Origin of the sequence: Rhizobium sp. BK456 (assembly GCF_014194045.1) — a bacterium.
Classification (GTDB): domain Bacteria; phylum Pseudomonadota; class Alphaproteobacteria; order Rhizobiales; family Rhizobiaceae; genus Rhizobium; species Rhizobium redzepovicii.
Genome location: NZ_JACIAO010000002.1, coordinates 173,535 through 186,261, shown reverse-complemented (window position 1 = coordinate 186,261; position 12,727 = coordinate 173,535). Strand labels below are relative to the sequence as shown.

The following is a 12,727-nucleotide window of genomic DNA, read 5'->3' as shown; positions in this document are numbered from 1 at the left end:
CCCCACTGAAAAATTACCGAAAATCCCCATTTATAGCGAATGATTTCAGAGGCCCTAGCTTAACGCTACGCTAAATATATCGGCCTAAGCAAGGGAAAACCGCAAATCGCCCAATAACGGTTCAAAGAGATGAACATGACGCGCCCATAGACGCGAGATTTACTGGGTGATTAACTATAAATTCAGTCTATAGTTTGTTCTGATTATGACCCGCAGACATATTTTGCCATCTGCCATCTCGCGCTTTCGACAGCCTGGCAGCAAGCATCGGCATTGAAGCCGGGAAACGTCAACCGGGCGAACACGATCGATTGACGCTGTCTCAGCGTTGGCGGGCTTCAGACCAACAAGTGCGATGCTTGGCTGGAATGAAACGCATCGACATTGATGTAGATACCCAGCGCGTCCGTGTCGATGTGCGAAGCACCGTCGGAAATTTTGTACTGGAAGGATTCGCTGACGTTCCCGTGAAGGCCGACGAGTTTTGCCGCGTCCACGGTGTAGGTGTAATCGCCATCACTCTCAATATGGATGACACCGTATTTCCCCGTAACCGTCAGCCCATGTTTATCCACGGCATTGTCGCCAAAGCGACGCAGCAGCACACTGCCATTGGCAGCACTGTCGTTTTCAAGAAGGTTTCCATGATATGCGCTGCCGGTGTCGGCCGAAATCTTCAAGTTGTCGTGGACAGCGACAATTTTTGGGGCGGCGACCGACGGCGTGGTCGCGACCGGCGTTTCGGTCGCAGGCACTGGAGTGGTAGTCTGCGGCGCCGGCATTTCCGCAGGGTGTTCGACGACCGGTGCAACAGGCGGCTGCTCATGGCTCGTTGACGTATCGCTATTCGTGCCGCCGGCGCTGTCGAGTTCGGCCTGCGCTTGCTCGAATGTTTTGTTGTCGCCGACAAAGAACGTGTTTTGCGCAGCGATTGTGGCGGGCATCGTCAGCGTCGATACATCGCTGTCGATGATATTGTCATAGAAGGAGCCCGATGCTGGCCGGTCGACCTTAAGCGCCGAGGAGGACAGATCGTCAAAGACATTGTCATGAACATCGATATTCTCGCGAATATAGACGGGATTGCCGGCGGCGCTGACCAGAACCCCATACACCCCGTCATGGACATAATTCCCGCTAATATCGTAGTTCTTCGCATCGCCCTGATCGCCAAGGCCGATGCCGTAGGACCAGCTGTAGCCGCCATATCCCGAGATGTCGTTGTCGTGGATGGCGATGTTGGTGCCAGCCTGTGCGCTCAATCCGAAGCCGCCGCCAACGAGCGTATTGCCCTCGACCAAAGCATCTTGAGCTCGGACCAGTACCAAAACACCTTTGGCGCTGTTGGTTTGCGTTTGCTCCAGATGATTGTCCTTGACGAGAATATTGCTGCTGTCGTTGAGCTGAATGGCGTCTGCGGCACTTCCCTGGCTGTTGGTGACGGTGTTGTTGATCAGGGTGACGCCCTTGACCTTTTCCATCCAGATCCCGTCGGAATGGACACCGGTCAGCGTGCTGTTTTCGATGGTGATGTTCTGGCTGCTTTGGAAGCTGACGGATCCGGGCTTTCCGGCAAGGCCGGTATTGGTCACCTCGACATTCCGTACGACCCAGTTCGACACGTTTCCTGCATATATCGCGTTCGCTCCAGTGTCGGCGATCTTGATATTCTCGATAACGATATTCGAGGCCTTGGAACCATGGATGCCGTCATTGCTGCTGTGAATGACCGGGGCGTCGCCAAGACCGTAGCTGCCAATGGTGATCGGAGCCGCAACGCTGCCGGAGTATTTCAAATCGAATTGCTCATTGAACACGCTTCCGGCAGCGAGCAGGACACTGTCGCCGGGGTTCAGCCTCAGGGATTCGACAGCGGACAATGTCGCGAAAGCTGAGTTCTCCGTGGTTCCGCTGTTATGATCGGATCCTGTCGCTGAGTTCACGTAGTAGACGGTCATGCTTTGATCTCCCCAAGGTAATGGGAATCTTCTAAGCGTGGACCTCTCTCTGGCGGCTAAAATGAAACACTAAAATTCTTTCTATCTGCCGTTATTCTTCATCGTCAGACGCATTTTCTTCGTCGCCGATGTATTTCTATGGCGTTAAAGTTGCAACGCATGACAAGAATGTATTTTTACTAGAAAGCAATTCGATGGAAGCCCATTTTCCGTAACCGACGGATTGCCGTGATCATGTTGCTACAACCAGGCAGGTTGTTCCTCAGCCTACCCCAACTATGAGAATGACAGTGATGACCTTAATAGGATGTGAGAGAGGCTATCGAGAAAACATGACAAAATCACCAAAAGAGATTGCTAGCCCGATGTGATTATTTGACAATTTCATCTGCGGGGAAGTGACGTCCTGTATTCCTATTGATTGCTTCCGAATAAAACTTCTTACCTTGTGAAGAAATATGTTCAATTTTCCAATATGCCGCGTATTCACTTATTATTAATGCGCCGATCAGCCGGCGTTTCGCCCAATTACTCCGATTGTATGTGTGCCATTATTGCACACCGGGCACTCCAATGTTAATCTCAGGTTAATCTCAGCCTTGACTCTCTGTATTAATATATCCTTAATCGCACCCGTCGCTAAGGTTAAAATTGGCCAGCGAAGATCAATTCAAGGAGAGACAACAATGGCTATTCACGCAACCGACGATACTGCCACATTTCTAGAAACCGATGTCATCTCTGGAAATCTGCTCAGCAACGATTCATCCGACAACGGTCACCTATTCCTCCGCGCATTCGACCAGCAGAGCGTTGGCGCCAAGCAGGGCAACAGCCAGGTCACCGAGATCCAGGGCGATTACGGCACCTTCTTCGTCAAACCGGACGGCAGCTACACCTATGTCCTGAGCGATGCTGCCAAGGTCAACTTCACCAATGGTGAATTGCTCCAGGAAAAGGTCTCATACAAGATCTCCGACGGCAGCGGTCATACCGATGTCGGCCTGTTCACCCTGAACATTCAGGGCGTAACCCAGGTCAAGCCGATCGCTGTCGACGACCACTACAGCTTCACCGAAGGCAGCCCCATCGCCGGCAATGCTCTCGACAACGACATTCCCGGCGACAATGGACATCTCTTCCTCCGTCAGTTCGCCGGCACGAACGTCAACGGCAATCCGAGCGCAACGACCGACGTCGCCGGGACCTATGGCACGTTCCATGTCAAGGCGGACGGTTCATTCACCTACGATTTGGCAGCGGATATCGCTCCGGGCGATCACGTCACGGAAACCATCCAATATTACAAGATCTCCGACGGCGAAGGTCATACGGATGCCGGCGTTCTGACGCTCAATATCACGGGCACGGACTTTGTCTCGGGCGCCAGCGTCTAATCGTTCACCAGATAATCAGTAGACGACGCCCGCCGCGCGAGCGGCGGGCGTTATTGCCCTTAAAGCCCTGGTTGACGGCAGTTCTGACTCTGCAGCTGTTCTCCTTAGAACGGCCGACGATTACTTGCTGCAGCGCTGCCGGAATCGGGCTGTCGCTCCATCCCCAAGCCCTGCCCAGGTTCGATCGAAGATAGGGCGGAGTTGTGGGCTGATCTCTCTAATAGCGGCGTTGACCCTGCAACGATCGCCAAGTTTCAGCATCGTCACGAGATCGCTATTAAGCGCAGCCTTTGCCGTTGATAGCGTTGCATTCGTAAAATCGTTCCAGAAGTAAAACCGCGTCAGAATCATCGACTCGTCGTGGGGCGCCAGAGCGACGGACCGCTTCATCATTTCCGCAACCGAAAGCGGATCTTCAGCAATCACGGATTGGACGGCGGCGAGACGAAGCCAAAAATTGCTGTTCGTCGGCATGCACGAGAGCGCATGTTGCAGGTAGTGTCGGGCCCTCGATGCCGCGGCAGCCCAAGCGTCGTAATTGACGTTGACGTTCTGCCGATCGAGTTGCGCCAGGACAAGTGTCACACCGGCGGAGACAATGTCGGACCGACAATAATGTCTATCGACAATATCGATGGTCCGCGCCGCATATTTGGCTTCAACATCATCGGTGACAGTCTCGCCGTGCTCGAGCCTTTCAGCGACGATAGAGATACTGGCGGTTTTTATCGAAGCGTACAGCTCTCTACCGGCCAGCAACGCAAAGACTGCGGTGACGACAAGGAAAACAATCCGTGTGACCGAAACGAACGGGCCGCGAGGCATCAGCTTTCAGTGTAGTATCGCGAGTAACGCTTATAATAATACTCACTGGAGCCGAATGTCCTGTAAAGCTTCATCTGCGACGGATCGACCTTGGTCAATATAGCGCCGACGCATTTCGCATAGAGCTCCGGCTCCGACAGCAGCGTCGACTGCACGACCTTGCGCGATGTCTTTCCCCACTCGATAACGAAAACCACTGCATCGAGCTTCGAGTTGATAGCGCGCGCATCGACGACGGGCGCCAAAGGCGGCAGGTCGACGATAATGTAATCGAAGCTTTGACGCGCAATTTCAAGAAGCTGGTCCATGCCGCGTGACGCGAGCAGCTCCGACGAATGCGGGACACGATACCTTGCAACCGTCGGAAGAAATGCAAGCTTTGTCTTGGGATCAAGAAGGATTAGATCCTTGAGCGGACGGCCATCGACGATCGCCTCGAGCAAGCCGGCCTCGGCATGACGACCAATTGCTCGGGTCGCACCGGGATTGCGCATATCGCCGTCGATCAGCAGGCAGCGGGCACCTTGCATTGCCAGAAGCTTGGCAAAATTGATTGATGTCGTCGACTTCCCCTCGCCGGGCAAGCTCGACACCACACCAATGACCTTGCAGCGCTGATCGGCCGCACTGAGGTCGATCGCAATCTTGGCGCTTCGAAGCGTCTCGGCAAACGCCGAGAGCGGGTGCTCCTCGACGTAGGTCGTGGTCTTGCTACCCCTGGCGATGCTTCGCGGGTTGCTCGGATCGACGAGCGTAGGATCATCGATGTTATCGTCAACCAGCGGCATGACGCCAAGCGATTCAACATCGAGCACTTCCTTGACGTCATCACCGGTGCGGAAGAACCGATCGCGGAACTCTCGGAAAGCGCCTATGCCGCTTCCGACCGCACATCCGAGGAACATCGCAAAAGCGACGACAAGGGCTCTCTTCGGAGCACTCGGCTTCGTCGGAGTCTCTGCCATGGTGATGATGCGCGCAGCGGTAATTGGGAAGCTCTGCTGCTGAATGGCTTCCTGGTAGCGCGTCAGGAAACTCTGATAAAGATTCTTGTAGGTGTCGCGCGTGCGCTCGAGTTCGCGAACCTGCACCTGCGTTTCACCGGCCGTCGCGGCAACGCCAGTCGCCTTCGTGACACTGTCACGCAAAGAGTTTTCCCGTGACTGCGCGACCTGCAGCTCGCTTTGATAGCTCTCGGCGATGCGGTTCAACTCATCGAACATGAGTCTCTTATATTCTTCCATCTCCGCACGAAGCCGAACGGCCTGGACGTGATCGGGACCAAGTCGCGCCTCGATTTCGGTCTCGAGCTTGGACGCCTCGAGATATTTCTTGCGCAGGTCGTTGGAAATGGAGCTGTCGAGCACGTCGGTGACGATCGCGTCGGTTTGCTTGGCGTCGATGATCGATTTGACGCGCGCATACTTTGCCTCGGCCTTCGCCGTCTCGGCCTGGGCATTGATCAACTGCGTGTTGATCTCGGAAAGCTGCTGCTCGCTGATCAGGGTACCGGATCCGGCCTCGACAAGCCCATGCTCGCTGCGGAATTTCTGAACCGCAAGGTCGGCATCAAGCGCCTGCTGCCGCAGCTCTTCGATACGCTCCTGAAGCCATTCGCCGGCCCGGCGTGTCGCCTCGTATTTCGAATTGAGTTTGTCGACCAGGTAGACGTCGGCAATGGCCGCGGCGATCTGACGCGCCATATCGGGCGACTGCGAGGTATAACTGACATCGAGAACGTAGGATTTGCCGACACGTTCGACATCGATATTACCGGCTACAGTTTCCGCAGCGTACCGCCGCAGCATTTCCCGATCGGGCGCGACTGCTGCGGCGTCGGCAAACCATGATTTGAAATTCACCATCGACTTCAGCGTCGCGACTGAAAACAGCGAATTCCGCTGGGCGTTGAACACCGGATCGTCGACCAGTTTCAACTTATCGACCACGGCATAGGCGATCGTGTCGGACTTCAACAGCTCGACCTGGCTGAGTACGGTCCCTTCGTCATCGTCCATCTGGCCGAAAGCCGCCAGTTGGTTGATCACCTGGTTATCGCTGCGGTCGATCAGCACGCTTGTATCGGCGGTGTAGACCGGCACCGACGTCAGCACATACACAACGCCGAGAATGGCGAAGGCGAACGCGCATGCCGCAACCATCCGCCACTGTCGGCGGGCAATCGCGATGAGCTTGTCGAAATCGATGAAATCAGCGTCGTTTCCTGCATCGCGGGAGGGGTCGATACGCGGGGTAAGTTTATCTGGCGATAGCAATTTCGATCTCCAACAAATCAAGCGCTAAGATCTAAGGGCAATTCCAGCTATTGTATGACCGCGACGCTCGGACTCGTCGACTGGGTCGTGTCGGAGGAGGATTGGCCTCCCCCATTTGTGCTGACAATCGTAATAGTGCTCGAAGACGAGTCGTCGCCGGCATTCGAAACTTTCAGCGTACCCGCAGTCGTCGCGGCGCCGTCAAAAGGCGTGCCATCGTCAGCGCCGGGGCCAGTTTGGCCAACCTGCCCGTCATTGCCGATGCCAGATGCGGCAGCGGCGGAGCTTGCACCTGGACCGAGCGCCGCGGTCCCGCCTTCGGCAAGGACCTTTGCAAAGGCGGCGAGTAGCGGGGCAAGATTGGGATCGGCGCTCGCAGCCTCGGCGACCGCCTTTTCGATCGCCAGCTTGGATAGCGGGTCCGTCACCTGACAGCTGTTTGCAGCCCGACCAAGACCCGAGCCGATGGCCGCCATCTGTGCGGCATTGGCTGTCTTGGCCTGCTCGATTACCGGTAATAGAGCCTCGCCGCTACTGCCGACCAGCGCACGAACGAGTGACGATAGAACCAGCGGATCAGACATGTCGAGCAGAATGGCCGGATTAGCCGTAAACGCGTTGACATCGACGGTAGTGAGATTTGCGAGGCGCACGCAAGCGGCCGCCAAGGCGCTTGAATTCATGCCGGCAAACATCGCAACGGCAAGTCCACTATATGCAAGCTTACGATAAACACCAAACCTTGCCATATCGGTGGTTCCTTCATCAAATCCGCTATGGAAAATACCACGCGGCGTTGGTCATCTGCGAGCAACGCCGCCTATATTTCAATCAATTTCCGAGATCCTGGACCGCGTTGCGAGTATCGTTCGCATCGTCGGTCACGCCTGCCACAGTGGACGATACCGAGTTTACGATGTCAAGGAACTTGACCAGTTCAACCGAGTCCGAATTGGAAATATAGATAATATCCTTGTCTTCCATCTTGAATTGCTGAACGGCAAACAAGGTCGCCGGATCGCGCAGATTCGCACGGACAATCACTGGAACCGTCTCACCCGCAAATCTCGTCGTGTCGACGTTCATCGACTGAACCGTTTTCTTCGGGACCAAGCGATAGAGCAAGACCTGAGCCGGATCGGCGCGGTCGTCGCGCAAACCGCCCGCCTTGGCGATCGCTTCTCCGAGGGTCAGGTCGGATTCTTCGAAATCGAAGCGGCCGCTGACGCCTGCGGCGCCGAGCGTGAGATAGGTGCGGCGCTCATGATCGATCGAGACCGTATCATTCGGCGCGACATAGATATTCTCCGCCGGATTCTTCAACAGCGTATTGTAGGCGACGGTTGCCGTCTTGCCGCGACGCTGCAGCGTAACATTCGTTTCGATATTGTTGGTCGTCAAACCGCCGGCGGCGGAAATGACATCGAGAACACGCTCTCCGGCCGGGCTGATCGTGATGCGCTGAGGATTGTTGACGTCACCGAGCACCGCCACCTGACTGGAGCGGTTGGTCGTCGTCGTGATGACCACCTGAGGCTCGATCGCGCGGCTCGCCAGCCGGTCCTCGACATCCTGCTCCACGGTCTCCTTCAGGCGACCGGCGGCCGGAACGCGACCGGCATAGGGAATCGTAATCGTCCCATTTCTATCGATGGTCTGCTCTGGCAAGGAAATGTAATTGCCGGGTCGACTGCCGGCATCGGACGGAATGAAGAGACCGCCGGACTGAGCTTCGAAGATGGCAACCTGGACGACGTCGCCATAACCAAGCGGAATTTCAGGCGCCCCGCCGCGACCACCGCCAAATCCTTTGAAGGACGTCGGCTGGGCAGAGGTAAAATAGGGCAGAACGTTCTTGCTGAGATCGATCAGGGCGTAGTCGATGCCGACACGACGCTCCTTCGTTGTCACTTTCACTGCCGCATCTCGATCAACATCTTTGTGATCGGGACCGGATCTTGGCAACGATGTGCAGCTTGCCAATATAGTGGTTAGCGCTACAACAATGGCGACGCGTGTACTACCGATACGAGAACAACCCATAGAATAACCTGTGTTGACGCCCCTGAAGCTACTGCCCCGCAATCTGACAAAATACAAGACAAACCCCGATCAATAACACTGAAAGCCGATTAACATTCCCCTAACTGTGGCAGGCTGGCAACGCCGAGCCTCTGAGGAAGCGAATAACGACCCAGTTTAACTTTTCTGGCGCCGTAAGAACCCGAGGGCTAGACCCGCTATAAAATTTCTTGCGTTTCAGAGTCAACAGTTCGCACCTGCACAATCGCTATTTTTCAAAAACCTTCATAAACCATCTGTTTAAATTTTAGCGGCTGAGCGGCCGCTCATATGCCACATCCGCGTCTCCGTTGCTCCGCCCAAGGCTTATGGCGACGACCGCACTGAGGAAGGCGGAATAAAACACGGCAAAACCCGGTATTTGCAGCGAGAAATCGACGGCCGCATGAAGCGCGACCAGTACCGTTGCCGCCAGGCCAAGCAGCACAAAATGCCTGAGACGCCGCCTTTGGGCGAACCCCTGCCGAAACACCTTGGCAAGGACCGCGAAGGCAAGGATTGCCGTGACCGGGAACAATACCCCGAGGCCCAGGAATCCTTCGAGATAGAAATTATGCGCTCGGTCGAAGATCCCGAAAATTCCGCAGGCCGAGTCGCGGTAGGCAGGAAATACGGTCCGGAAGGTTCCGAGGCCGGTCCCGGTCAACCAATGATCCAAAATAGCACGCCATATGCCCGGCAGAATGCAGAACCGATCATCATCCTCGAGCCGACGCTCTTGCGCGCGCAAAATCGCCTGCCCTGCAAACACCGACAGCAGCACGACGATGAAAACGATCGCCGAGAGGAGTTTCAGCATCGAACGCCATTGCGGCGCCGGTTTCAGATAACGCCGCGAGCCGTTCCAATTCATGGCCAGCCATGGAAAATAAATGAGGGCGGCAATAAAGGTCGCGAATATGCCGGCGCGCGAGCGGCTCAGCATCAGTGCGGTGAAGCATGCGCAAAAGAGCAGCATGTAGATCCACGATTTTAACAGAAGCGTGTTTCGGCCCGGCTCGCCGGGCGGGTGGTTTGAACAGGAACGGGCGATGTCTCTGACCAGGGTCAGCATCAGCAGCGTTCCAAGCCCGAGGAAAGTCGCCGCGGTATTGCGGTTGACGAAGACCGCGGTCAGGCTGTCGAGGTAGGCCTGTTTCTCCACGACGATCAGGATGTTTGGGAACAGTGTAAACTGGATCAGGCCGAACACAGCGATGATGCCCGCTGAAAGCCCGAGGACGGTCAGCACTTTCCTTGCGCGCCGATCAGTATCGCATAAGAGAAGCCCCGTCAGGAAGGTGACGAAAGGCAGCGCCACCGAGAGGATCGAAGCCAGCGTGTCGGCCGGCGCGACCGAGATTGCCGCGTACTCGACACCTGCCAGGTCACGAGCAGGCCCCCAGGCCGGATTTGCCAGCCAGTTGGAAGGCAGTTCGATGGTCTGGATGAACGTCCAGCCTGTCACCACGACGAGCACCAACAAAGCGCTGCTGAAGACCCATCTGCTCTGTCTCGGCTCTCCGAACAGCAGTGCCGAAATGGCGCCAAGGGCAAACATGCCGATCGCGGCAAAGGCGAAGGGAAAGGGCGTAACGCTCCCGAACGGAATGAGCGTCAGTATAACGAGGCCGATAAAGGCGAGCAGAAGAGCTTCTCGCAAGACCTGCCGATTGATGAGGTTGGATAACATTCGATTTCCTCATCAGCGGGCAGCAATAACGGAATTGCAACCAACGCGCTTAATATGCACGTACTAACATAAGTTGCATATCAATGGCTTGCGTGTTAAAGTGCAACAGAATTTCACATCGTTTAAAATTGTCGCGAAAGACTTAAGCCAATCGAGACAAGGCCCGGCTATGCTCCGTCAAGCAGCAGGAACGGGACAGACGTTCTGCGGTCAATACTTGGCAGATCACTAAATCGCCATGCCATTGACTGGGACAAAATGCAAGCCTGATCTCAATCGGTTGCCCTGAGGGGATTTAACAGATGAAGAAAACATTCGTTACACTTCTGGCACTGGCCTTTACAGCAGGAAATGCCTGCTCGGCATTTGCCGCCGGTCCCGCAGGTTTTGCCCGCGGCCTTAATGGTAATTCTGCGGTCAATTATATCTCTGAAAAGGGCAAGATCATTCCGCCCTTCGCCCAGGTATTGTTCTGCGCCCAGAACCCGGCCGAATGCCGTGACAACAACGGTGTCTCGGTCATCGCGCTCACCGATGAGCAGATGCTACAGCTGAAAACCGTGAATGGCGCCGTCAATCGTACGATGATCGGCAGGAACGATTCCCGCAGCGAATTGAACGGCGACGTCTGGAAGGTGAACGTCCGCAGCGGCGACTGCGAAGATTTCGCCCTCACCAAGCGCAGCCGGCTGATTGCGATGGGCTGGTCGTCGCGCGCTTTGCGGATTGCGACCGCCTATACGCCCTCCGGCGAAGGGCATGCCGTCCTGGTGGTGAGGACTGATAAGGGCGACCTCGTGCTCGACAACAGGCAAAGCAGCATCAAGAACTGGCGGGACACCGATCTGCGCTGGGACAAGATTCAATCGGGAACAGACCCCTATGTCTGGTACCGGCTGTAATAGCGGACGCAGCAAAATAAACCGAACGCACCTCCTCGAGATCGAAGTCGAGCCGCTCTGATGGGCGGCTCGACTTGTCATATCGCCCACATAAACCTATGCTTTTTGCTATCGGCAGGGCCACCGACACAGAGCTGCGGCGCCCCAAGTTCGATTTCCGGTGTGGGTATCAAGCGATCTTCGATATTGTCTTTTCGCCCAGATTAAGTATGACGGACGCCATGCTGCGACGCAGCATGATGTCCTACTCTAATGATTTGAGGGAATTATGCGCATCACGATGATTGGATCAGGCTATGTCGGCCTCGTTTCAGGCGTTTGCTTTGCGGATTTCGGCCACGACGTCATCTGCGTAGACAAGGATCTGAGTAAGATCGAAGCCCTTCGCGAAGGCCGCATTCCGATCTACGAGCCGGGTCTGGAACAATTGGTCGCCGAAAATACCAGCACCGGCCGGTTGTCGTTTTCGACGGATGTCGGTGAAAGCGTCCGTAGCGCCGATGTCGTCTTCATCGCGGTCGGCACGCCATCCCGGCGCGGCGACGGCCACGCGGATCTTTCCTATGTCTACGCCGCTGCGCGCGAGATTGCCACTTACGTGGAAGGCTTCACCGTTATCGTCACCAAGTCGACGGTGCCGGTCGGCACCGGCGACGAAGTCGAGCGCATTATGCGCGAAACCAATCCTGCGGCGGATGTGGCCGTCGTTTCCAATCCGGAATTCTTGCGCGAAGGCGCGGCGATCGAAGATTTCAAACGTCCTGACCGTATCGTCGTCGGGCTGAATGACGACCGGGCGCGCGAAACCATGACCGAGGTCTATCGTCCGCTTTACCTCAACCAGGCGCCGCTGGTCTTCACTACCCGCCGCACCTCGGAACTGATCAAATATGCGGCCAATGCCTTCCTCGCGATGAAGATCACCTTCATCAACGAGATCGCCGATCTCTGCGAGCGGGTCGACGCAAACGTCCAGGACGTCTCGCGCGGCATCGGTCTCGACGGCCGTATCGGCGCCAAGTTCCTGCATGCCGGCCCCGGTTACGGCGGCTCGTGCTTCCCCAAGGATACGCTTGCCCTTGCCAAGACGGCGCAGGATTATGACGCGCCGATCCGTCTCATCGAGACGACGATCTCGATCAACGACAATCGCAAGCGGGCGATGGGACGCAAAGTCATCTCGGCCGTCGGCGGAGACATTCGCGGCAAGAAGATCGCGATTCTCGGCCTGACCTTCAAGCCGAACACCGACGACATGCGCGACAGCCCGGCGATTGCCGTCATCCAGACCCTGCAGGACGCCGGCGCCAAGGTGGTCGGCTACGATCCCGAGGGCATGGAGAACGCCCGCAAGGTGATCGAGAACATCGAATATGCGAGCGGTCCCTATGAAGCGGCCGCCGATGCGGATGCGCTTGTCATCGTCACCGAATGGAACCAGTTCCGCGCGCTCGATTTCAATCGCCTGAAGCAGTCGATGCGCGCCCCGGTCCTGGTCGACCTGCGCAATATCTACCGCAGCGACGAGGTCCGCAAATACGGCTTTACCTACACCGGCATCGGCACCAATCTCTATCAGGAATCAAACGCCTGACAGGTTCTGGTGAACCGGTAA

The 12,727-nt window shown here is 56.1% G+C and carries 9 protein-coding genes; 3 read left to right on the top strand and 6 right to left on the bottom strand.

What is annotated here, in order from left to right; translation table 11 throughout:
- Nucleotides 1-338: 338 nt before the first annotated feature.
- Nucleotides 339-1,958, bottom strand: a complete 1,620-nt coding sequence (locus tag FHX03_RS07165; RefSeq protein WP_131711328.1) for a right-handed parallel beta-helix repeat-containing protein — start codon at nt 1,956-1,958, stop codon at nt 339-341.
- A 686-nt stretch (nt 1,959-2,644) separates the two neighbouring features.
- Between FHX03_RS07165 and FHX03_RS07160 the strand changes: the two genes are divergently transcribed.
- Entirely contained in the window at nt 2,645-3,355 is a 711-nt protein-coding gene (locus tag FHX03_RS07160; RefSeq protein WP_097626384.1) for an Ig-like domain-containing protein, read from the top strand.
- Between the two features lie 120 nt (nt 3,356-3,475).
- On the opposite strand, the gene FHX03_RS07155 is transcribed toward FHX03_RS07160, so the two are convergent.
- The 5 genes from FHX03_RS07155 to FHX03_RS07135 all read right to left on the bottom strand — a co-directional run bounded on the left by FHX03_RS07155 (nt 3,476) and on the right by FHX03_RS07135 (nt 10,210).
- Nucleotides 3,476-4,180: a hypothetical protein gene (locus FHX03_RS07155; RefSeq protein WP_183777537.1), complete on the bottom strand. Its 705-nt coding sequence runs from the start codon at nt 4,178-4,180 to the stop codon at nt 3,476-3,478.
- A complete protein-coding gene (locus FHX03_RS07150; RefSeq protein WP_097626380.1) occupies nt 4,180-6,456 on the bottom strand; it encodes a polysaccharide biosynthesis tyrosine autokinase in 2,277 nt (758 codons plus the stop codon). The genes FHX03_RS07155 and FHX03_RS07150 overlap by 1 nt, the downstream gene beginning before the upstream one ends.
- Before the next feature lie 47 nt (nt 6,457-6,503).
- The gene (locus FHX03_RS07145) at nt 6,504-7,205 is read right to left on the bottom strand and encodes a sugar transporter (RefSeq protein WP_097626378.1); all 702 of its coding nucleotides are present in this window, start codon (nt 7,203-7,205) and stop codon (nt 6,504-6,506) included.
- 82 nt (nt 7,206-7,287) lie between these two features.
- Nucleotides 7,288-8,499, bottom strand: coding sequence for a polysaccharide biosynthesis/export family protein (locus FHX03_RS07140; RefSeq protein ID WP_097626376.1), 1,212 nt, complete (start codon nt 8,497-8,499; stop codon nt 7,288-7,290).
- Between the two features lie 286 nt (nt 8,500-8,785).
- Nucleotides 8,786-10,210 carry an O-antigen ligase family protein gene (locus FHX03_RS07135; RefSeq protein ID WP_183853097.1) on the bottom strand — a complete coding sequence of 475 codons (1,425 nt, stop codon included), beginning with the start codon at nt 10,208-10,210 and terminating at the stop codon, nt 8,786-8,788.
- 302 nt (nt 10,211-10,512) lie between these two features.
- Between FHX03_RS07135 and FHX03_RS07130 the strand changes: the two genes are divergently transcribed.
- Nucleotides 10,513-11,112 carry a transglutaminase-like cysteine peptidase gene (locus FHX03_RS07130; protein WP_097626372.1) on the top strand — a complete coding sequence of 200 codons (600 nt, stop codon included), beginning with the start codon at nt 10,513-10,515 and terminating at the stop codon, nt 11,110-11,112.
- Nucleotides 11,113-11,380: 268 nt separating this feature from the next.
- Nucleotides 11,381-12,706: a UDP-glucose dehydrogenase family protein gene (locus tag FHX03_RS07125; RefSeq protein WP_003590689.1), complete on the top strand. Its 1,326-nt coding sequence runs from the start codon at nt 11,381-11,383 to the stop codon at nt 12,704-12,706.
- The last annotated feature ends 21 nt before the right edge of the window (nt 12,707-12,727 follow it).